We start from the raw sequence: 21,364 nt of genomic DNA on the forward strand, positions 1-21,364 counted from the left end.
CGAGTTATCGCACCAGGAACTCTGCATGCAGGGCTCCGGCCGCCTTGATGCTTTTCAGAATATCAATCATGTCGCGCGGCGACACGCCCAGCGCATTCAGACCTGCAATCACCTCGGACAGAGAGGTGCCCTCATTGATTTCCGCCAATCCGATGCCGGGCTCTTCTTGAATAGAGGCCTGCGTTCTGGGAACGACCACTGTGCCGCCGTCTGAGAACGGGTTAGGCTGGACCACAAGCGGCTCTTCCTGGATACGCAGGGTCAAGTTCCCCTGGCTAACGGCCACACGGGAAATCCGCACATCTTCCCCCATCACGATCGTGCCGGATCTCTGATCCACGACGACACGCGCTTTACGCTCCGGCTGCACAGAAATGTTTTCCACCCGCCCCAAAGCATGCGCCGGGGACAGTTCCTTGGTCGCCTTGATGTCCAAGATCACCGTACCGGCATCGAGCATTCTGGATACAACGCGACCGAAATCCTGATTAATGGCATCTTCAATCCGTTCAGCCGTCGTGAAATCGGGGTTGCGAAGCGCCAAGCGCACTGATTTGAGCTGCGTGAAATCAAAATCGATTTCACGCTCAACCCGCGCACCAGACGGAATAACGCCAGAGGTCGGCACACCTTGCACCACAGATGCACCGGCTCCCTCGGCAGAAGCACCGCCGGCAATAACGGTGCCTTGTGCGACGGCGTAAATCTGACCATCCGGCGCATTGAGCGGCGTCATGATCAGCGTGCCGCCCAAAAGACTTTTCGCATCACCAATCGCCGAAACTGTCACATCGATCTTACCGCCTGTCCGAGAAAAGGGAGGCAACGTCGCGGTGACAAAGACAGCTGCGACGTTTTTGGGTCGAAACTGCTCTCCGGTCACATTCACGCCGAGACGTTCAAGGATGCTGGACATGATTTCCTCGGTGAATGGCGCGTTTCGGATACCATCGCCCGTTCCGTTCAAACCGACAACGAGGCCATATCCGACCAGATCGTTGCCACGCACTCCGTCGAATTCGACGAGATCCTTGATCCGAATGGGGTTGGCTGCGGCGGGAAGAGCCAGCAGGAGCGCAAAAAGAAGAGAGGAGAGCAATTTGAACATCAGATGTAATCCGCAAGGCTAAGTTGGGACATACGCGCGGTCAGCGTGTAGATGAGTTGAAGTTGAGTTTCGGTTTGAGTGAGCATTGACGCGGACTCATAGGGGTCTGCCGAAATGATTTCGGATTTTGCCGTCTCATAGGAATAGGTCATGGCCTTGTTGGACAGGTTTGCCTCTTCGATACGCGCCTCGATCGAGCCGACCTGAGCCTGGAGATCGGCCAAACCGGCCTGAGCGCCCATGAGGGTCTCGCCTGCGCTGCGCAACAGAGATGCTTGCGTCCCGACCTCACCGTCAAAAACGCCTTCATCGACAAGAGAGGCCAAAGCCAAGCCTTTGAGCGTTTCGCGGATGGACATGTCTTCTGCGGTGATATCCAGTTTCACCTTTTCGTTCTCGCCGAGCGAGAAAGGCGACAGAGAATTCGCCGACCCTTGATAAGCGGTGGTTTCATAACCGCCACCGCCGGACATGAACCAATCATCGACAATGGTTTCCACGTCAGCCGCGGTCAAGGCGCCGGAAACTGCTGTCACCAGCTCGCTCATCATATCATCAGCTGTCATCAGCGCCGTCTGTCCCGTTGCTGCACCACTCAAAAGCGAACGATCTCCGATCCGGGCATTCAAAGTGGATACGACCGCGTCAAACCTTGTACGCGCGTCTTTCGCAGCAACTGTAACACTGGTTGCATCAGCGTTTGTCGAGGCCGTCAACAGGCTGGAAGAGAGATCTTCGACGTGCGAAGAAATTGATCCAAAGCTGGATTGCAAAGCAGTTGCAAAAAGGTCCGCCTCCTGGATCGCGATATCATAAGAGCCCAGGGTTCGAAGAGAACGTTCAATGGACGCCAAGGGCGAAAAGTCACCAGAGACCGCCCCGGACAGGTCTTGCTTTTTACCGCTTGCGACCTCGTAGTTATATCTGTCGAGATCTTGCTTGGTTTGCGTCGTAAACCGCATGTTCCGGAGCGTCGCAGCCCTATCACCGAAAGAAATCGTACTCATCGTCAAATCCCCATCAACTGATCCATGAGCGCCTCGATGGTCGAAATCACCTTGGCATTCGCGGCATAGGTTTGTTCGATCACGAGAAGCCGTTGCATTTCCTGATCCGTGTCCACGCCATTCTCCAATTCAATGGCCTCAAGCGAGTCGCGGCGGGCCGAGGCGTAGGTCAGATCCGCCTCCGCGTTGAGTTGGTTCGTTTCCGCGAGCGAATAGATGTCAGCTGCAAATCCAAGTGCCGAGCGTTCGATGCCGGTCAATCCGCCCGAAGCCGCGACACGGGACTTTTGTAGCGCGTTGGCCAAAGAATTCAGGACGGTCGCGTCGCCCTGATCGCCCTCTGTCACAGCACCAAGCCCGTCACGAAGCTTCCACAGGTCGCCACCCTGATCTGGGTCGACCAAAGCATTCACGGAAATCCGCCCAGCCAAGCCCTCTTCGTTCAAAACATCAAAGGCCACACCGCCATCGGTAAAGAGACCCGCATCACCGATCGCCAGAGTGGAATCCGCATCGGGTGTCTGGAAACGCTCGATCAGGTCACGTGCGAGAGCATCCAGTTCGGTTTGGGCCTGAGGTGCCAGTACATCGCGCACTTCGAACAAGCCCGCGAGTTTACCGCCAGCGATGGGGCCTTTGTCCGTGCTCGTCGGCATGTCCAGACCATTGATCGTCAGGCCTGACAAAGCACCACCGTAAACAGTCATATCGGGAGTGATGATCGGCGTCTGTGTAAACCCGAGGGTTGCGGCCTTGGAGTCTACGAGGAAGGCACCGCCATTGGTGTAGAGGGAAATCATCCCGTTATCTTTTTCGACTTCATTCACGGGAATGAATTCGGAAATTTGATCAACCAATGTCTGACGTTGATCCATGAGACCATTGGCATCATAGCCTTGAGTGATCTGTTTCTGGATCGCGACATTGAGATCGACAACCTGTTGCAGTGCGGAATTCAAGAAATCGACGGTCTGTGCGATTTCCTTATCCGCGGCCATACGCGTGTCCATAATGCTGTCGGAGGCATCGTTGATTTGTGTCGTTAAGTCACTTGCCGCGTCCAGAACAGTCGCCAGCCGCGCCTCGGAATCCGGGCGGCTGGCGGCTTCGATCAGTGCGGTTTCGAGACCGGTGATCCGGCCTGCGATGGAGTCCTTTTCATCGGCCTGGCCCATGGCCGCAGCATAGGAGTCGTAAAACTCCGCGCGGGTATTTTCGAGTGCCGCCTCTGCACCCGCATAACGACGCTCGCCCGTCACGACCGGATCATGATAGCGAGTGACCCCGACGACTGAAACGCCGGAGCCATATCTGCCCAGTTGCTGCGAGGTTAACTCGATTTCCCGCTTGCCATACCCTTCTGTCATGGCGTTGGCGACGTTGGAGGACACGACATCCGCCGCGCGCGACACAGCATTCAGGCCACTCAAGGCATTTGAAAGGGCCGAAGAAATACTCATGTCTAGCCTCCTAACTTGTCACTTTAAGGCTCAGCGTTTGATGTTCGTGGTCTCCTGGAGCATCTCGTCGACCGTCTGGATGACCTTTGCATTCGAGGAATAGGCCCGCTGAGTTTGGATCAGATCCGTCAGTTCAGCGGCCACGTCGGTGGCGGAGCCTTCGCGAGCAAAACCTTCGATCGTACCGGTCGGGCCGTCCCCCGCATCCCACAGGAAGAAGGAACCCGAATCCGGCGACACCTGATAAGTTTGGTTGCCCAGAGAGGTCAGGCCATTGGGATTCGGGACGTCCACCAGCGGGATTTGATAGATCACGCGGGTAAAACCGGTATCGTAGGTTGCCGTGATATAGCCGCCGTCGTCGATCTCTACCGAAGTCAGGTTACCAACGGGCGAACCGTCTTTGGTGATCGAGGTGGGCGCAAACCCGTCGGACAGCTGGGTGAGACCATTGGTGTCGCCCGGTTTGCCGATGGTCATTTCGATCGGGCCACCCGCAACGGTCAGAGCCAGGGTGCCTGCCCCCGAATCATAGGTTGCAGTTGCCGGGTTGTTGACCGTCGGAGTGACGGTCGAAAGCGTGCCGCCTGCGCCGCGCGTATCATCGAACACCAGATCATATTCGCCGATAATGGCACCACCGGATGCAGTGTCAGTGATCGTCATGGTCCAGCTGTTCGGGGTCACAGGGTCCGGCGTGAAAGTGATGTCCAACGCCTCGGAGGTACCGAGGTTGCCGAAGTATTCCACAGAAGCCGGCAGGGCAGTGGTCGCGCCTTCTGCGGGCAGGTTTACACCGAGATTGATTTTGGTGGTCGGGTCGCCAGCCGTCTGGTTGGAATTGATAACCACGGGTTCAAGTCCCGTCATTGTATCGCGCGCATAGGTGGCGATGGAGCCATCGGCCTCGGCGGGCCAACCCAGCAGAACAAGGCCGGAAGACGTCTTGAGAATGCCGTCCGCGTCCGTGTGGAACGATCCGGTGGTGGTCATCATCAGGGGTTGATCGCCCATATTGCCGTCAAGCGACACTTCGGTAGTCACCGGAAGGAAACCGCCATCAGCAACGGCAATATCCGTCGCGTTCGAGGTCGAGATCAGCGGCCCCTGCTCGTCAATCAAGCGAGTCGTGCTCGCACGGACGCCGCCTGCAGTATAGGTGCCGGTGTTTGCGGAGTTCGAGATCACAAAGGATTCGAAATCGGTTGAGGCACGTTTGTACCCATATGTCCCGGAGTTGGCGATGTTATCGGAAATCGTTGCAAGCCGCGTAGCGTTTGCTGCAAGGCCGGCAACACCGGCATTAAGAGAAGAAGAAATCGACATGGGGGTAGCGCCTTTCTGCTGCTGGGACCCAAAAAACTGGTTTCAGCATGCACAATGAGGCTTAACGGCTCCCTAACGCTTAAAATGCGATCTATTTCTTTATCTGTTTTCTCAGCAAGACGATCTCGACACGGTTGTTACGGGCAGCCATTGGATTGCCGACAGCAGGTTTGCGATCCGCATAACCTGTCACCCGTTGAATACGTGCCGAAGGGGTGCCATTTTTTTCCAACAAAAGCCGAACCTGATCTGCTCGTTTGGTCGACAAATCCCAGACCGGATTGTCAGCAACAACAAGGGGTTGAGAGCGCACATAGCCTGAGACCGCAATGTCATTTCGGACGATTTTAAAGACCTCAGACAACATTTCCACGAGCAAATCCATCACCTCAGACGGCTCTGAGGATTTCGAGGAGAACAGCGGCTCATCATCGAGATCGTGCAGTTCGATGATCAAACCTTCGTCCGTCACCCGGGTCACGATATGTCGCATCGCCTCATCTGCAGCCATGCTTTCGCCACTGAATGCCGTCAAAAGCTCTTGTACATCTGCGAAAGCCTTCGCCTCGAGTGCCTCAGCTGTATCCTCGTCTTCCGTGCTTTCGGATTTCGCGGCCCCACTGTCATTGGCACTATGCGTGTTTGACGCCCCTGTCCCATTTTGCGACAGGGTTTCCTCGGTGAAGACTGAGTCGCCACCAAAAGAGCCGTCACCACCGCCGGAAATGCGGTTCACGGGAATGGTCGGATTAAAGTAATCCGCAAGCCCTTTGCGCTGTTTTTCCGTCGTCGCGTTCAACAACCACATCAAGAGAAAGAAGGCCATCATTGCGGTCACAAAGTCGGCATAAGCCACTTTCCAGGCGCCGCCATGGTGGCCGCCGCCTGCGATAACCTTCTTCTTCTTGATGATAATCGGAGCGTTCCCTTTTCCGCTCATACCACCACCTCATTTTTCACCCGAAAACAGGGATAGCAGTTGTGAATAAACACCGTCTTAATTTCTAAAATTGAACAGATATTCCGTCACATAAGATGCGCAGCAAGTTTGCGCAGTCCGTTGAGCCTTTGCGTCCGCATGAAACCTCCGACACCCATTGGATATGGGTTAAAATATCAGTGTCGCGGACGCAAAAATATGAACGGACGACAGGGCATAGATCGTTTAAGCCTGAACAAAGTAGAACAGAGGCAAATTTCCAATGAACACAGCCAGCGCACTGAAAAATAGTCTACATGCCCTCAGGCTTCGACTGCAGGCCCCGGCCCGCGCCCGGAAGAAATCCCGCGAAAAACGGACCGAACGCCTCCTCTACGACAACATGGCTGAGGCCACGGGATTGGATTGGCAACGCGGCCCTGATGCGGCTTTTCCGCTCTATGATTCATCGTCATGTACTGTTGATGGACGCCTGTATGTTTTTGGCGGGTATCATGCCCTCTCTGCAATCAGCGGGACCGCGGAGGTCTATGATGTGGCTTCGCGGAAATGGGTGGCCTCACACCCCGTGCCCGATGGGTTTCCGCATTCTCACCATGCGATCGCGACCGATGGACGGTATATCTATTCGGCTGCGGGTCAGGTTGGCGCCGAATGCCGCCCGGCAATTGCAAATGTCTTTGTTTTTGACACGCAGAGCGAAACCTGGACCGAGTTGCCCCCACTTCCAGCGCCAAGATATGCGGGAACGATGCAAGTCTGGAACGGTCGCCTGCATTTCGTGGGCGGCGCTGGAGAGGATCGCTGGACCCCGAAGGGAGAACACTGGAGCCTTGCCGTAAAAGATGGCGGCACCACGGAGGTGGCATGGCGCGAAGAACGTCCAATCCCAGTGCCCGGCATGCATCGGGGCAGTATTGTTTTCAAAGATGCGCTCTATGTCATTGGCGGGCAACAGGGTGATTTTATCGCGATTGAAGGCGATCCGGAGTGCCGCTGTACGGGGCATACCCAAGAGACCTATATTCAGGCCTGTTTCCGCCTCGACACGGCTGATGGCGACTGGCACCGGATAGGCGATTTGCCCATCGCGACCTCGCATATCGATTACTCCGTGCAGACATATGCAGGCAAAATTCTGGTGCTGGGCGGACAGATTTACAAACATCCCGAGACCTTCTACCTGCATCTGACCGATGCCATCCAAACCTATGATCCCGAGAGTGATCACTGGACGATCGCGGGCTATCTTCCGACTCGTCTCAAACTGCCGTCGACAACCCTGATCGGCGACACGCTTGTGTTCACAGGCGGGCAGAAAGCCCGTGGTGACGGCTCGACCCCCGGTCCGATTTCAGCCGAACTCTGGGAAGCTGATGTGAAACACCTGTCGAGAAAATCACCTGAGGCTGCACCGAATGTGTTTCGCGGCAAATCTATCCTGCTCCTCTCACATGATTTGAGCAGGACTGGTGCGCCGCTGTTGCTCATGGAAACCGCGCAAATGCTGATCGCTGCGGGCGCTGAGGTGCGTTTGCTCACTTTGGAAGGTGGGATTGGCCCCGCGCGCAACATCGCGAACGAGCATCGCATTCCCCTTGTGCCGTCTGAGGTCGCCGCCGATCTGGCACAGACGGCCGATCTCATCATCGCCAACACGACCCATGAACGCGTGAATGGCTGGATTGTCGAAACGCTCGCTGAACACCCTGACATTGCAGAGCGGCTGGTCTGGTGGGTGCATGAGATTGATGTCGAGCGCTTTCAACACGCCGCTTCCAATCTGCACCTCGCCAAACTGGTGCTCTTTGGCAGCCTGCACTCACAAAAAGCTTGGCAAGATGTTGCGCGTTTGCCGGATCATCACGGCGTCATACATCCTGCATTGAGCGACGATTTCGTCGATACCATCACGCAAGACACATTTCTCTTTCCGGACACACAGGGCCCGACGCGCTGGGCAGCCCTCACGCGAGAGGAAATTCGCAGCAGGTTGAATGTCCAACCGGACGAAATCCTCGTGACCTGCATCGGAACGGTTGAACCTCGCAAGGGACAGGACATGCTCGCCCAAACTCTGTCGCGCCTCGCCAAGCGCGAAGGTTTGCCAATCAAACTGCTTTTGGTCGGCTTCAAAAATACGCGTTATCTGAAACGATACCGGCTCAAATTCCAACTCAAGGGCATCACCATCATCGACCCCTCACGGATGTTCCTATTTCAAAAACATGTCGCTGGCTTTTATGCCGCAACCGATATTTTTGTGATGAACAGTCAAGGACTTAAGGCGGGCAGAGGCGAAAGTTTTGGTCGAGTCACGATTGAGGCCATGGCCGCTGGAAATGTCGTGTTCGGTACGGCCTCTGGCGGAACCAAAGAAATCATCATCGACAAGGAGACCGGCTTTCTCTTTTCTGCCGGTGTCGAGGGGCAACAGATACTCGCGAAGAAAATATCCGAGTTGATCGCTCGGCCCGATCAAAGACACCTCGTGGCAGAGGCGGGTCGAAAGCGTGCCTTCAAGAGCTTCTCTGCCAACCATTTCATGGCCCGGCTGGAAGAAGAACTGAGCGCTGTGATCGGGTAGAAAGTGATGCAGGTAAGAGGAGAATTTTCGAACGGAAACTGGCCTCAAGTAGCGCTCCGCGCAGTAGGCCAATTAAAAATGGAGCGGGTAGAAGCAAAGCTTAGAGCCAGATGCTCTCATCGTTTTCGTGCCGAAAACGACTGCCGCATGCTCATATTCCAAGGGTGTCGGCATCTTTGCTTTCGCAGAGAGCTATTGGTGCCGGTGATAGGACTCGAACCTACGACCCCATCATTACGAATGACGTGCTCTACCAGCTGAGCTACACCGGCACCTTTGCCGAAAGCGCGCTTTCGGCGTGAACGGGTCTTTATCACCCTCTTTCAGAGGTGTGTAGCCCTAATTTGCACCCTTTTCCGTTTCCTTTTCCTCCGCAGGGGTCACATCGACCATTGCGGCGGTTTCTTCCACCTCATCCTCCTCGGAAACCTCAGGCTCTGACACAGGTTCGGGCATGGCGCCGACGATCATCGGCAACATTTCCGTGCCTGCCGGCATGGCCACCTCGGAGTGAGTCGGCTTGCGCCAGCTCAACGTGTCAAAGCCACCGCATTGATCGCAGACAGGTGCCCATTCCGCATGGATCGTCTGGCAATTGTCACAGACCCATTGCGGACCGCGCGGCGCCGTCAGCGCCCGTGTCAGCCAGCCACGCACCACGACATCCTCAGCGCCTTCGCCACGCTCGATCGCGGCCAGAATGGTGAGGCTGCGCGCTGTCGGATTCATCTCCGCCAGATCGCCCAGCGCCCTGCGTGCCGCCGGGAAATCTTCGGCGGCGATATAGAGCTCGGCGGCGAGCATTTGGCTTTCCGGGTTTTCCGGATGCACCTTGGTCAAAGCACCAAAGCGTTTGATGCGTTGCTCCGGGGTTTCCTTCGGCTCGATCCGGGCAAAAGCCGCTGCGAGATCGGGGTGGGGCTGGGCTTCCCAGGCCTTCTTAATCACGCGCGCGGCCTGACGTTGTTTGCCTTCCGCGACATATTCGTCGGAGGCCATCACCGCCGCCGGGATCAAATCCGGGGACTTTTTGTTGGCTTCAATCGCCGCTTCTCTGGACTCGATGCTGGCGCCTTCCTCGAACACGCCTTTCGCCTGCGACAGCGCCAAAACGGCGTCGCGGCGTTTGTGCACATCGCGCGGAATGGCGCCGTGTTTCAACTTGGCAGAAAGCGTGCCACGTGCCGCCGCCCAATCGCCTTTCCCGGCCTGCAGACGGAGGAGAATATCTTGCGTTTCGACATGTTTCGGTTTCAAGGCAAATGCTTTTTCCGCCAGTTTAAGCGCGGTATCCGTATCCCCTTCGTCGAGCTTCTGCTTCATGATGCCTTGCACGCCCACAAACCGCGTGCGCTCGTCCGTCACCAATTGTTTGAAGGCCCGCTCAGCGGTGAGCTTGTCGCCATTCATCACGGCAGCCTGCGCCTTCAACAGGTTCGTCAGTTCAGGTTTCTGGAGGTATTTCTCGGCTTTAGAGGCCTTGGCCAGCGCCAGACGTCCGTCACCAGAAGCCAAAGCCATCATGCCGTCCGTGACGGCCTCGATGCCCTTTTTCTCACGGTTGCGGTCGAAATAGCGGGAGATTGCGGTCTCATCGCCCAGCAGGAACCGTGACACAGCAACCAGAAGCCCCAAAAGTTTCAGCGCCACATAAATCGCCACGATCAGCGCGATCAGGGCCAAGACCGCCTTGAGCGGGGTCAGGGTGATTTCATAACTGCCAAAGGCAATCTGCGCGCCGCCTTCGGTTTCCATCAGCACCGTGCCGCCATAGGCCAGCGCTGCGACAAGAATGACGAAAACAACGATTTTCACGAGGGACCAGAGCATATTTTTTCGCCTTTCTTACTGACCAAGAAATTCATCAAGGGCCGTCATCACATCCACCCGTTCCTGGGCACGTGCGATCCAACCCTGCATCTCGGCTTTGCCTTCTTCTGGCAGGGCCTCAAGCGTGGTGATCGCTCTGGCAAAGAGGCCGTCTCGCACGTCTTGCTCCGCGCGCGACAGGATCGCGTCCGCGTCGTCGCCCTCTTTCGGTTTGGTGGATCGCAATCCGATTTGAGTTTGGAGCGCGGTTTGGAACCAGCTTTGCTCGCCCGCGTCATAGGCCGCGCGCGAAGAGACCACCAAGGCGTCACGCGCCGCCTCAGAATAGCCTTCCTGCAACGATGTCACACTTGGGATGCCCTCCGCAGCGGCCTGTTGCAAAACTTCGGGGACATCGGTGTTCATCTCGGCCAGTACCTGATCAAAGGGCTCGCCCGCGTCGACCAGAGTTTGAAGCCGGGCTTTTGCGGTGGAAATGCGGGCAGCGGTTTCCTCGGCCACGGCTTGATCCTTGGCCTCTTCCAGCCGGGCGATCTCGCTGTTGAGCAGGTCCTGCATTTGCGCCAGTTGGCGTTCATAGGCCGCGGTGGCTTCGGGCGAGACGATGGCTTCCGCCACGGGACGGGCCTCGATCTGGGTCATGCGGTCTTCGAATGTCGCGATTTTATCGGCAAGCGCATCAATTTCCGTGGTATCTTCTTCCGCAGAAACTTGCGCCTGTAAATCCGCCAGCGCGGTTTGCTGCGCCTCTGCGCGTTGGGTCGCAGCCGATTGCAGATCTTTGATTTGCCCCTCGAGATCAGCGATCTGTTGCGTCAGCTCGTCCGTGTTCGCGCCGGGGAATGGCCAGCCCTCGGGTTTCAGGAACTGCGCACCGGCGTAACCAAGTGCTACACAAACGATGCCCCCCAAAACGATAGGCACAAATCCGCCGCGTTTCACAACCGTCGTGACCGGGGCAGGGGGCGTGGCCTCAGGCTTTTCTTCAACTTCTTCTTGGGTGGTCTCGTCAACAGAATAGATTTCAGCCGCTTCGGCCTCTTCGCTGGCCTCAGCTTCCTCTAAAGTTTCTTCCGTTTCGTCAGAGGTTTCGGTCTCTTCGGCAACCGGCTCTTCTGATTTTCCGTCTGGTGTGATGTCGCTGTCTGGCGCTTCGTCTGCGGCGCTTGCCGTCACGGCGTCCTGATCCTCTGGGGTTTCCGTTTTGTCACTCGCAGTCTCCTGCGGGGTTTTCTGATCACCTGACACGAGATTCACCTTTCGAATCCAGAACCTGTTCTTGCACTTAATACCCGGAGCCTAGACCCTGAGACCGCCCCCCTCAAGCGGTGATCCTCAAAGCTGCGACGCAATGGCCTGCTTCATGGCCTGTCCATCGGGATGATCCACGCAGAACGTTTTCGCGGAGTTCGGGCCATCCCACGCGTCGAGACAGGCCTGCGACAGGCCAATCAGGGTCAAATCACCTGTGAAATCTTCAAGCTGCTTCGCAGTGAGCGAGGCTGAGCGCGGCGAATAAAGCGGCACGATGAGATTTGGAGCCACCAAGATGTCCTGCCGTTCCTCCGTGCTCCATCGCCTTGGGTTTTGCTCATATACGACGAGAGATTTCGTCTCTAATCCGGCCAAAGTCAGCCGTTCTGCAATCTTGCCTCTCGTGTGGCGACCGTGAAAATGGAACGCATGTCCAGCGCCATGCTCAGCGAGCTTCGCAACAAGCTCATCGGCGTTGGCAAAGACTCCCTGGATGTCATGACCCGCTTCCACGGCTGCATCGCGCGTGGCTTTGCCAACACAATAAGTTGGCACGCCCTGAAAAGGAGCCGCAGCCGAAACGGCATGCCGTGAGGTCAGTAAAAGATGATCGAAACGCTCTTTGGGGAGCTCAAAAGGCGTTTCGACGATCTCCATGACGGGCGCGATAATACACCGCACATGAGGACCATATGCCTCAAGCACCTGCGCGAGGCGCTCGGCATCCTCTTTCGGGCGTGTGATCAGAACGGTTGCGGTCAAAATCGGTCTCGGGATTGTCTGGCTCTTCTCACGGTGATACCTCCCAAGCATGGGTTGAACAACATGTGCCGCCCGTGTTCTGCGCGGTTCATCGTGCGCAGACCATGCAATAACCGTGGGGAGAGACAGCTCGTGAGTGAGATTTCGGTCCTTGGTGCCGGTGCTTTTGGAACAGCTCTGGCCATTTCTCTTGCCCGATCCGGTCGCGATGTTCAGCTTTGGGCACGTTCTGAGGGCGCCGCATCAGAGATGCAAAAACGCCGCGAAAACATGGGCCGACTGCCGGGGAAACCGTTTCCAGAGACCCTGCAAATCACCGCCGATCTCACCCAGGCCACCAAGGCTGAGATCCTTTTGCTCGCCGTGCCGATGCAACAGCTCGCGCGCTTTGCAGAGGAAAACAAGACCCTATTCCTGCATAAAACACTCGTTGCCTGCTGTAAGGGTGTCGATCTTTCCTCGGATCGAGGGCCTCTTGAAGTGCTCGAAGACACCCTGCCCGGCGCGACGGTCGCCATTCTGTCCGGGCCCTCTTTTGCCGTAGATATCGCCGATGGTTTGCCCACCGCTTTGACGCTGGCCCTGCGAGACAACGAACGTGTCGAGGACCTGCAATCGCACCTGAGCACCGACAATATTCGTCTCTATTCCAGCATCGATCCTTTGGGTGTCGAGTTTGGCGGAGCGCTCAAGAATGTCATCGCCATCGCCTGTGGCCTCGCCATCGGCGCCGGGTTTGGCGAAAGTGCCCGCGCCGCCCTCATGACCCGCGGCTTTGCCGAGATGCAGCGACTGGCGTTCAAACTTGGCGCCGATCCAACGACGCTCTCCGGGCTTTCGGGGTTTGGTGATCTGGTGTTGACCTGCACTTCCGAGAAGTCACGCAACTATTCGCATGGGTTGAAACTCGGGCAGGGCGCGCAGATCGATCCAAGTGTCACCGTAGAAGGTGTCGCAACAGCCAAAGCCGTTGTGCATTTGTCGCAAACACTTGGTGTCGATATGCCGATTACAAGCGCGATCACGCAGATTATAAACGGGACTGTGTCCATATCCGAAGCGGTGGAGATGTTGCTCTCCCGCCCATTGAAAAGGGAATAACCTATGAAATTCGCTGTCATTTGCACCGACAAACCCGGCGCTCTGCAAATTCGCCTCGATACGCGGGCCGAGCATGTCGAGTATCTCAAGAGCTGCGGCGTTGTCGTTCACGCAGGCCCGTTTCTTAATGACTCGGATGAGATGTGTGGCTCTTTGGTGATCATTGAAGTCGACGATATGGCGGCAGCCAAAGACTGGGCCGCAAATGATCCCTATGCGAAGGCCGGCCTCTTTGCAGATGTGCGGATCGAAGCATGGAAACAGGTGATTGGCGGATGAGTTACTGGCTTTTCAAATCCGAAGCGGAAGTGTGGTCCTGGGATCAGCAGGTCGCAAAAGGTGACGCGGGCGAGGAATGGGACGGCGTGCGCAACTATCAGGCCCGCAACAACATGCGGGCGATGAAACTGGGCGATCGCGGCTTTTTCTACCATTCGCGCAAGGAAACCGAGATCGTCGGCATCGTCGAGGTCTGTGCAGAGGCGCATCCCGATAGCAAAGCCGATGACCCGCGTTGGGAATGTGTGGACATCAAGGCGGTGCGCCCGTTCACGAAACCGGTGACGCTTGCCATGTGCAAGGACGACCCGCGTCTCAAAGATATGGTTTTGGTGAACAACAGCCGCCTGTCGGTTCAGCCGGTCACAGACGAGGAATGGAAAATTATCTGCGAGCTCGGCGACACAGATCCGTCCTGATTTTAGCGTCTTGAAAATAAAAGGAGGGTTCCGACCCCCCGGAACCCTCCACCACCCCACGTGCTCCCTAGCACCACACGTGTTCGAATTTAAAAGGGTCCAGGCCATCCTAGCCGGTAAATTCAACCTAGGGGTTTTCTCGATTCCCTGCAAATCCGAAGTAATTCGGGTTGGAAGTGATTTTGAAACCTTCGCTTAACGGATCGCATTTTTAAAAGAGAAAAGCCGCCCCGAGATCGCGAGGCGGCTTGGCAATTCAAGACGTTTCCAGAACATCTTAGCTGTAGGCAGCCTCTTTGCCGAAGTGCTTGACCAGCAGGTAGTAGAAGACGGCGCGGTACTTGTTGCGCTCGGACTGACCATAGGTCTCGATCGCGGATTTGATCGCGTCCATCAACTCAGGACCATCGGCGAGGCCGAGTTTCTTGATGAGGAAGTTGTTCTTGACGGTTTCAAGTTCGCTCTCTTGAGAGGCTGCCACCGTGGAGGCATCGTCGTTGTAGATCGCCGGGCCGCAACCGATGGTCACTTTGGTCAAAAGATCCATATCCGGCTCCATGCCGCATTTGGTTTTCAAATCCTCGGCATATTTCGCGATAAGCTCGTCACGTTTTCCCATTCGCAGTCTCCCACCTGGTCCTTTAATAACATCATCATGAGGCCCAATTCTGGCCTTCGGGAACGGTAGTGGCATATCTGTGGTGAAGAAAGGACAAATTTGAACGAATTCTCACCGCTATTAACGACAGGCGCCCCAGCCGCGTGACTGCAGGTGAAAATGATCCGCATGAAGGCTGTTGTAATCCGGCGAAAGCGTTGTCGCGAACCATGTGCAGGCACTCTCCCGCGCCGCGCGCAGAAAGGCCGCTTTCTGCGCATCCCCATCCCAATCGGACATCAAGCGTATCCGCGTGCCATCCGACAAATCGAAGCCCGTGATATCGATGGCCTCACCTGTCGCATGCGTGCTGAGGCGCGAGGAAGTGCCGTTAGGGGTGCGGATCACACGACAATTGTAACTGCCGATCTGGCGCAGAACGCTAATGGACGTGCCAAAAATTTCTTCGGCAGCGGGCTGCAAACCATGGCGTTCCCACATCGCGGTGCGCAGTGCAATGGCGCAACTGGTTTGAAGCGGGTCTATTTGGCTTTCGCCCACGGTCGACAGCGTCACGCGATCCTCAATCCCGCAACCTCCGGTGGCCTCAAGCGGCGACATCGCGATAACCTCTGCGCTTCCGTCCAGCGCCGCAAGGCAACTTTCCAAAGAGCTTTCGGCGCGTGCGAGCTTCATCTTCGTCAGCGGCGTCACGTCATCCTGGACATGAAGCGGCGCAAGAGGATTCCAGCCGTGTGGCAAAGGCGAGCTTGGCAGTGTCAGAATTTGCCATCCGACATAGATAAGGCCAGCCAACAGAAGAAAAGCAAGCGCCACCCACACTCCGGCGGGTGGCGACTCATATGGTTTTTTGCGGCCCATTTCGGGCGATTACCTTAATAGCGGTAATGTTCCGGTTTGAACGGACCTTCGACCGCCACGCCGATATAATCAGCTTGTTCCTTGCTCAGGGTTGTCAGCTTGACGCCGATACGACCCAGATGCAGACGCGCCACTTTTTCGTCGAGGTGCTTCGGCAGGATGTAAACGTCGTTCTGGTAGTTTTCACCATTGGTCCAAAGCTCCATTTGAGCCAGAACCTGGTTGGTGAACGAGGCAGACATCACGAAAGATGGGTGACCCGTCGCATTGCCGAGGTTCAACAGACGCCCTTCGGACAACAGGATGATCCGGCTGCCCGAGGGCATTTCGATCATATCCACTTGATCCTTGATGTTGGTCCATTTGTGGTTCTTGAGCGCCGCAACCTGAATTTCATTGTCGAAGTGGCCGATGTTGCCGACGATGGCCATGTCCTTCATCGCGCGCATGTGCTCGATGCGGATCACGTCCTTATTGCCGGTGGTGGTGATGAAAATGTCCGCGTCACCCGCAACCTCTTCGAGAAGCACAACCTCGAACCCGTCCATCGCGGCCTGAAGCGCACAAATCGGGTCGGCTTCGGTCACTTTCACACGCGCGCCGGCACCACGCAGGGAGGCCGCCGAGCCTTTGCCCACATCGCCATAGCCACAGACGACAGCCACTTTGCCGGCCATCATCACGTCAGTCGCACGACGGATGCCGTCAACGAGCGATTCTTTACAGCCATATTTGTTGTCGAATTTCGACTTGGTCACCGAGTCGTTCACGTTGATCGCGGGGAAGGGGAGTTGACCCTTTTTCACCAGATCGTAGAGACGATGCACGCCGGTGGTGGTTTCCTCGGAGACGCCTTTGATCTGGTCGCGCATTTTGGTGAACCAACCGGGGGTCTCCGCCATGCGTTTCTTGATCTGCGCCTTGATCACCACCTCTTCATCAGACGTCGGCACGGCGATCACATCCTCACCAGCTTCGGCACGCGCGCCAAGCAGGATATAAAGCGTCGCATCGCCACCATCGTCGAGGATCATGTTTGGTCCATCGGCGAACTGGAAAGATTTGTCGAGGTAATCCCAATGTTCTTCAAGGCTTTGGCCTTTGACGGCAAAGACCGGAATGCCCGCCGCCGCAATCGCCGCCGCGGCGTGATCCTGGGTCGAGAAGATGTTGCAGGACGCCCAGCGCACATCGGCGCCCAGTTCGACAAGCGTCTCGATCAGAACGGCGGTCTGGATCGTCATGTGCAAAGAGCCGACGATGCGCGCGCCTTTCAGCGGTTTAATTTCGCCATATTCCTCGCGGAGCGCCATCAACCCCGGCATTTCCGTTTCCGCGATATCAAGTTCCTTGCGCCCGAAATCCGCGAGAGAGATGTCTTTGACGATATAGTCGGTGGCCATGGATCGTGGCTCCTGCATAAACATGGTTAACTTGGGCGCTGATTATCAGCTTGACCCTGTCCTTACAACGCAGAGCCATTGATTTCGGATTAAGACCGGAAAAAATATGGAAACAGCCTTAAGGCGAGGTTACCTAGTTCTCAAACAGACATGAGGACAACATGGCACAATCCCGCACCCAGCCCCGCGCATGGCAACGGATGCTGTCCGGTCGCAGGCTCGACCTGCTGGACCCGACACCGATGGACATCGAGATCGAGGATATTGCCCATGGTCTGGCCTTTGTGGCGCGTTGGAATGGGCAAACCCATGGTGATTACGCCTATTCCGTCGCCGAACATTCCATTCTGGTCGAAGAGATTTTTCGCATGCTCTATCCAAACGAGCCGATCAAATGGCAGCTTGCAGCACTTTTGCACGATGCCCCGGAATATGTGATCGGCGATATGATTTCACCAGTCAAAGCCGCGATTGGACCCGATTACGGTGAGTTGGATGATCGGCTGACCGCCGCGATCCACATTCGCTTTGGCCTGCCGGCAAAAATCCCGGCGACGATCAAGAAAAAGATCAAAAAGGCGGATAAGGTGTCGGCTTGGCTGGAGGCCACACAGATCGCCGGGTTTTCAGTCGAGGAAAGCAATAAGTTCTTCGGCAAAATGGACCCTGAACTGGTCGGCGATCTGAAACTTCACCTGCGCCCGCCCGTTGAGACGCGCAAAGCCTTTACCGCGCGCCATGCGGCGTTGATGGCGGAACTTTGACATGTGAAAAACCGCCGAGCTTTTCGGGGACAGCCCTCAGCTTGGCAAACCATGCTGCGTGGGCGGCTCGTTTGGCACGGCGCTGCTCCGCCATAAAAGCACGGCGATGATGCAGTTCAGGAGAGGTTGCATCCCGCGCAGACATCAGTTCCGTGGCCATTATGTGTAACATTGGTTTACTCCCGAAAAGCTCGACATATCGGTGATGTACCACTTATATTTGAGCCGTCCCACTCAGGGATTTTTTCAAATTGTAAGAATATCTAACACATGACAGAAATCGACTGGCGCCGCATTCCCTCTCTTTCGAGCCTCAGGGCCTTCGAAGCCACTGCGCGGCTGGGAAGCTTCACGGCGGCAGGCAATGCACTGAACGTCACCCACGCGGCGATCACGCAACAGGTTCGTGCGCTTGAAAAGGACCTTGGTCTCACCCTGTTGCAGCGTGAAGGGCGCGGCATGGCATTGACGGATGCCGGACGCCAATTGGCCGCGTCCCTGTCGGACGGGTTTTCGACGATTGCCGACGGGATTGAGCGCCTGCGCGGGACGCCTGCCTCGCGCGGATTGCGAGTCACCTGCACTCCCGCTTTGTCCTATGCCTTTATCATTCCTCGGCTGGGCCAATTCTGGGATGCGCATCCGGATATTCCGGTGTCCCTGACCCCCTCAGGATCGGTTGATGACCTGAAACGTCAGCACTTCGACCTAGGGATTCGCACCGGCAAGGGAGACTGGCCGGGGCTTGATGTCGAACATCTCTGGACCACCCGCGTCATTCTGATCGCCAGCCCAAGCCTTATCGACAAATATGGCGGCGACACCAAAGCATTGCCGTTGGGCGACATGCCCTGGATCAAATCGCAATCCTACTATCGCGATGACGATCTGGTGCGAGAATGCGGATTAGATCCTGAAAAGCTTTCTGCGATTTACATCGAAGGTCAGGCCGACAGCGTCCAAGCCGTGATGCGGGGGATTGGTTTGACTTTTGTCTCCGAGATTGCGGTGAGCGACGATCTGGCGAGCGGTGCCTTGGTTCGCTTGCCATATGAGTTCAACCAGAAATTCACCTATTACGCGGCGACACCCAAAGGGGTGGAGCGCACCTCCACCCGTTTGTTTATCGATTGGCTCAAAACACTGGCTCCGAACCCAAGGTCCGGTGAAGAGAACAAAAGGCCCGCCTAAGCGGGCCTTTGGGCGCGATCAGAGACTGATGCGACGGTTCATTTGGTAGTTCAGATCATACCGCAGCTCGCGGCTTTGACGTTTTTCGCGCTCCACGAAAGACGGGGTGGAGCGCTTTTTACCAGAAAACAGGGATTTAAATTTGGACATGGTGCGCCTCATTTGGTTGCTGGCACTCTTTTCGCACCATTGAGAGGTTTTCCAAAGTTTATATGGCTTTTAGCATGTAAGCTGAACTAACATGGGTTCATGGATTGGAAAGACATGCCCACACTCGCCGCCCTGCGCGCCTTTGAGGTGGCTGCCCGACTCGGCAGTTTTTCTGCCGCCGCCCGAGCACTTAACGTCACCCATGCCGCAATCTCGCAACATGTGCGAAGCCTCGAGACACATCTCGACGAAAAGCTGTTCACGCGTAGCGCGCGTGGGATGATTTTGACGCAGGCGGGGCTTGCTCTCTCTGAAACACTCACCGAAGGCTTCGGCATGATCGTCAGCGGCGTGCGTGCCATCACCGATGAGCGTGCCCACCGACCCGTCAATATCTCTACTTCGCCCACTTTTGCCGAAGTGTGGCTCATGCCCAAACTGGGCGCCTTCTGGACGGAGCACCCGGATATTTACTTGCAAGTGCAACCCTATATGGGGCTGAGCAATTTGCGCGCGGACGGGATTGATGTGGCAATCCGCTTTGGCGCAGGACAGTGGCCCGGGCTGGATGTGGTGCCTCTTTTGATGAGTCCCTTCACGGTGGTGTGCAGCCCCGACTATACCGAGGCCAACAGTCTCGAAGACATCGAAGACCTCAGCGCGCTCTATTGGGTGTTCTCTGAATTTTCCTCCGAGCAATATGCCTGGGGCAATCGCATCGGTATCGATTTCAAACAGCAAGGCTACAAAGAACTCGCCAGCAATGCGCTGACCCTGTCTGCAGTGCGCTCAGGTCTGGGCGTGTCGATTCAGTCCCGCGTTCTGGTGGAGGACGACATCGCCTCCGGACGCATGAAAGTGTTGTACGAGGGCGATCCCGAAGGCATTGGATATTACATCGTCACCTTACCCGGCGTGCTGTCGCCGCAGGTGAAAACATTGCGCAACTGGCTTTTGCGCAATGCAGAGGATGTCACAACTGTGGAAGAGATCGAAACCGAGATCAGTGAAGAGACCCAGTTGCCTTAGCGCGGCGAACGTTTCGCCAGGATGCGCTGAAGCGTGCGGCGGTGCATGTTCAATCGCCGCGCGGTTTCTGAGACATTGCGGTCGCAAAGCTCATAGACTCGTTGAATATGCTCCCAACGCACGCGGTCGGCGGACATCGGGTTCTCCGGCGGCGGCGGCAGATCGTCGCCCTTGGAGATGAGCGCATGGACGATGTCATTCGCGTCGGCGGGTTTCGACAGGTAATCCGTGGCTCCGATCTTGACCGCCGCGACAGCCGTCGCAATGGCGCCATAGCCGGTCAGAACGACAATGCGGCTGTCCGGACGCTTTTCGCGAAGCACTTCAACCACATCAAGGCCATTGCCGTCCTCAAGACGCAGATCGACCACGGCATAGGCTGGCGGGCGTGCGGTGGCGATGGCTTTGCCTGCGGCGACGGACCCGGCCATTTCGACCTCAAAGCCGCGTTTTTCCATGGCGCGCGCGAGACGACGCAGAAACGGTTCGTCGTCATCGACCAACAAAAGCGACTTGTCTGCGCCCAGTTCCAAAATCTCGTCCGCGTCCATCCCGGATCTCCCGCCATCGCAAAATCTGATAAATTCAGATGTGTTTTAGAACGCCTCTAAGGCAGGGTCAATTTTTACCCTGATGTTACCCTGCGGCGTCAATGAAACAGGCGACCCGATCGGCCATCTGTTCCGGTGTATCGTCGCGTTTGAAGAAATCAACAAAACCGATCTCCGGGAACACCAGATAGGTGAAGGTCGAGTGGTCGACGAGGTAGTATTCCGGGTCGCCGTCTTCCTGTTTCTTGTAATAGGTCTTGTAGGCCATGGAGGCGGCTTTGACCTGTTCCGGCGAGCCGGTGAGGCCGATCATGTTGTCATGAAACAGCGAGGTGAATTCATTGACCACCTCGGGCGTGTCGCGCTCCGGGTCAATGGAAATGAAGGCCGTCTGCGCATCGTAGCCGCGTTCGTCGAGAATGCGCAGAGCATCGGCGTTGCGCATATTGTCGAGCGGGCAGACATCGGGGCAGAAGGTATAGCCGAAATAGAGGATCGTCGGCTTGGTGAAGACATCCTTGTCGGTCACGGTCACGCCATCTTCGCGTACAAGTTCGAAAGGCCCGCCAATAGCCCCGGCGCCACCACTGACGGCAGAGGCCCGGCATTGCGCGAAGGCATCGTCGCTGGCGGGGCGGCTGGCATACCAGGCCATACCACCAAGAGCCCCCGCAAGCACGACAGTCGCGGCAATAGCGATGGTTTTCGTAGACATGTTCATCC

21 protein-coding genes and 1 tRNA gene are annotated in these 21,364 nt (G+C 56.5%); 7 read left to right on the plus strand and 15 right to left on the minus strand.

Annotated elements, in window-relative coordinates; translation table 11 throughout:
* Positions 1 to 4: 4 nt before the first annotated feature.
* From HCZ23_RS07595 to HCZ23_RS07615, 5 genes are all read right to left on the minus strand, one after another.
* Entirely contained in the window at positions 5 to 1,108 is a 1,104-nt protein-coding gene (locus HCZ23_RS07595) for a flagellar basal body P-ring protein FlgI (protein WP_167601119.1), read from the minus strand.
* Positions 1,108 to 2,115: a flagellin gene (locus HCZ23_RS07600; protein WP_167601120.1), complete on the minus strand. Its 1,008-nt coding sequence runs from the start codon at positions 2,113 to 2,115 to the stop codon at positions 1,108 to 1,110. The genes HCZ23_RS07595 and HCZ23_RS07600 overlap by 1 nt, the downstream gene beginning before the upstream one ends.
* A 2-nt stretch (positions 2,116 to 2,117) precedes the next feature.
* Positions 2,118 to 3,575, minus strand: a complete 1,458-nt coding sequence (flgK, locus tag HCZ23_RS07605; RefSeq protein WP_167601121.1) for a flagellar hook-associated protein FlgK — start codon at positions 3,573 to 3,575, stop codon at positions 2,118 to 2,120.
* Between the two features lie 30 nt (positions 3,576 to 3,605).
* Positions 3,606 to 4,901 carry a flagellar hook protein FlgE gene (locus HCZ23_RS07610; protein ID WP_167601122.1) on the minus strand — a complete coding sequence of 432 codons (1,296 nt, stop codon included), beginning with the start codon at positions 4,899 to 4,901 and terminating at the stop codon, positions 3,606 to 3,608.
* Between the two features lie 91 nt (positions 4,902 to 4,992).
* Positions 4,993 to 5,841: a flagellar motor protein MotB gene (locus HCZ23_RS07615; protein WP_167601123.1), complete on the minus strand. Its 849-nt coding sequence runs from the start codon at positions 5,839 to 5,841 to the stop codon at positions 4,993 to 4,995.
* Positions 5,842 to 6,103: 262 nt separating this feature from the next.
* On the opposite strand from HCZ23_RS07615, the gene HCZ23_RS07620 reads away from it, so the two are divergent.
* Entirely contained in the window at positions 6,104 to 8,428 is a 2,325-nt protein-coding gene (locus HCZ23_RS07620; protein WP_167601124.1) for a glycosyltransferase, read from the plus strand.
* 196 nt (positions 8,429 to 8,624) lie between these two features.
* On the opposite strand, the gene HCZ23_RS07625 is transcribed toward HCZ23_RS07620, so the two are convergent.
* From HCZ23_RS07625 to HCZ23_RS07640, 4 genes are all read right to left on the minus strand, one after another.
* A tRNA-Thr gene (locus tag HCZ23_RS07625) sits at positions 8,625 to 8,700 on the minus strand.
* 67 nt (positions 8,701 to 8,767) lie between these two features.
* Positions 8,768 to 10,258 (minus strand): heme biosynthesis protein HemY, encoded by a 1,491-nt coding sequence (locus HCZ23_RS07630; RefSeq protein WP_167601125.1) that lies wholly within the window; start codon positions 10,256 to 10,258, stop codon positions 8,768 to 8,770.
* Positions 10,259 to 10,273: 15 nt separating this feature from the next.
* Positions 10,274 to 11,506, minus strand: coding sequence for a hypothetical protein (locus HCZ23_RS07635; protein ID WP_167601126.1), 1,233 nt, complete (start codon positions 11,504 to 11,506; stop codon positions 10,274 to 10,276).
* Positions 11,507 to 11,593: 87 nt separating this feature from the next.
* A complete protein-coding gene (locus tag HCZ23_RS07640; protein ID WP_167601127.1) occupies positions 11,594 to 12,274 on the minus strand; it encodes a uroporphyrinogen-III synthase in 681 nt (226 codons plus the stop codon).
* Positions 12,275 to 12,406: 132 nt separating this feature from the next.
* Between HCZ23_RS07640 and HCZ23_RS07645 the strand changes: the two genes are divergently transcribed.
* Genes HCZ23_RS07645 through HCZ23_RS07655 form a run of 3 tightly spaced genes read left to right on the plus strand, consistent with a single transcriptional unit; the run spans position 12,407 to position 14,073 of the window.
* Positions 12,407 to 13,375, plus strand: coding sequence for an NAD(P)H-dependent glycerol-3-phosphate dehydrogenase (locus HCZ23_RS07645; RefSeq protein WP_368487312.1), 969 nt, complete (start codon positions 12,407 to 12,409; stop codon positions 13,373 to 13,375).
* Positions 13,376 to 13,378: 3 nt separating this feature from the next.
* Entirely contained in the window at positions 13,379 to 13,654 is a 276-nt protein-coding gene (locus HCZ23_RS07650) for a YciI family protein (RefSeq protein ID WP_167601129.1), read from the plus strand.
* Positions 13,651 to 14,073 carry an EVE domain-containing protein gene (locus HCZ23_RS07655; protein ID WP_167601130.1) on the plus strand — a complete coding sequence of 141 codons (423 nt, stop codon included), beginning with the start codon at positions 13,651 to 13,653 and terminating at the stop codon, positions 14,071 to 14,073. The genes HCZ23_RS07650 and HCZ23_RS07655 overlap by 4 nt, the downstream gene beginning before the upstream one ends.
* A gap of 277 nt (positions 14,074 to 14,350) precedes the next feature.
* Here the strand turns inward: HCZ23_RS07655 and HCZ23_RS07660 are convergent, their stop codons facing one another.
* The 3 genes from HCZ23_RS07660 to ahcY form a co-directional block, all read right to left on the minus strand.
* Positions 14,351 to 14,692, minus strand: a complete 342-nt coding sequence (locus HCZ23_RS07660; RefSeq protein ID WP_167601131.1) for a DUF2853 family protein — start codon at positions 14,690 to 14,692, stop codon at positions 14,351 to 14,353.
* A 120-nt stretch (positions 14,693 to 14,812) separates the two neighbouring features.
* On the minus strand, positions 14,813 to 15,553 hold the full coding sequence (locus HCZ23_RS07665; RefSeq protein WP_167601132.1) for an extensin family protein: 741 nt from the start codon (positions 15,551 to 15,553) through the stop codon (positions 14,813 to 14,815).
* Positions 15,554 to 15,567: 14 nt separating this feature from the next.
* Positions 15,568 to 16,956, minus strand: coding sequence for an adenosylhomocysteinase (gene ahcY, locus HCZ23_RS07670; protein WP_167601133.1), 1,389 nt, complete (start codon positions 16,954 to 16,956; stop codon positions 15,568 to 15,570).
* 161 nt (positions 16,957 to 17,117) lie between these two features.
* On the opposite strand from ahcY, the gene HCZ23_RS07675 reads away from it, so the two are divergent.
* Both HCZ23_RS07675 and HCZ23_RS07680 read left to right on the plus strand, forming a co-directional pair.
* Positions 17,118 to 17,720: an HD domain-containing protein gene (locus HCZ23_RS07675; protein ID WP_167601134.1), complete on the plus strand. Its 603-nt coding sequence runs from the start codon at positions 17,118 to 17,120 to the stop codon at positions 17,718 to 17,720.
* A 270-nt stretch (positions 17,721 to 17,990) separates the two neighbouring features.
* On the plus strand, positions 17,991 to 18,911 hold the full coding sequence (locus HCZ23_RS07680) for a LysR family transcriptional regulator (protein ID WP_167601135.1): 921 nt from the start codon (positions 17,991 to 17,993) through the stop codon (positions 18,909 to 18,911).
* Between the two features lie 18 nt (positions 18,912 to 18,929).
* On the opposite strand, the gene HCZ23_RS18225 is transcribed toward HCZ23_RS07680, so the two are convergent.
* On the minus strand, positions 18,930 to 19,061 hold the full coding sequence (locus HCZ23_RS18225; RefSeq protein WP_303048530.1) for a hypothetical protein: 132 nt from the start codon (positions 19,059 to 19,061) through the stop codon (positions 18,930 to 18,932).
* A 114-nt stretch (positions 19,062 to 19,175) separates the two neighbouring features.
* On the opposite strand from HCZ23_RS18225, the gene HCZ23_RS07685 reads away from it, so the two are divergent.
* Positions 19,176 to 20,090 (plus strand): LysR family transcriptional regulator, encoded by a 915-nt coding sequence (locus tag HCZ23_RS07685; protein WP_167601136.1) that lies wholly within the window; start codon positions 19,176 to 19,178, stop codon positions 20,088 to 20,090.
* Here HCZ23_RS07685 and HCZ23_RS07690 read toward each other — a convergent pair.
* Positions 20,087 to 20,641: an ActR/PrrA/RegA family redox response regulator transcription factor gene (locus HCZ23_RS07690; protein WP_167601137.1), complete on the minus strand. Its 555-nt coding sequence runs from the start codon at positions 20,639 to 20,641 to the stop codon at positions 20,087 to 20,089. The two genes, HCZ23_RS07685 and HCZ23_RS07690, sit on opposite strands and share 4 nt — an antisense overlap.
* An 85-nt stretch (positions 20,642 to 20,726) precedes the next feature.
* Entirely contained in the window at positions 20,727 to 21,356 is a 630-nt protein-coding gene (locus HCZ23_RS07695) for an SCO family protein (protein ID WP_167601138.1), read from the minus strand.
* Between the last annotated feature and the right edge of the window lie 8 nt (positions 21,357 to 21,364).

This window comes from Celeribacter sp. HF31, assembly GCF_011806455.1.
Lineage (GTDB): Bacteria > Pseudomonadota > Alphaproteobacteria > Rhodobacterales > Rhodobacteraceae > Celeribacter.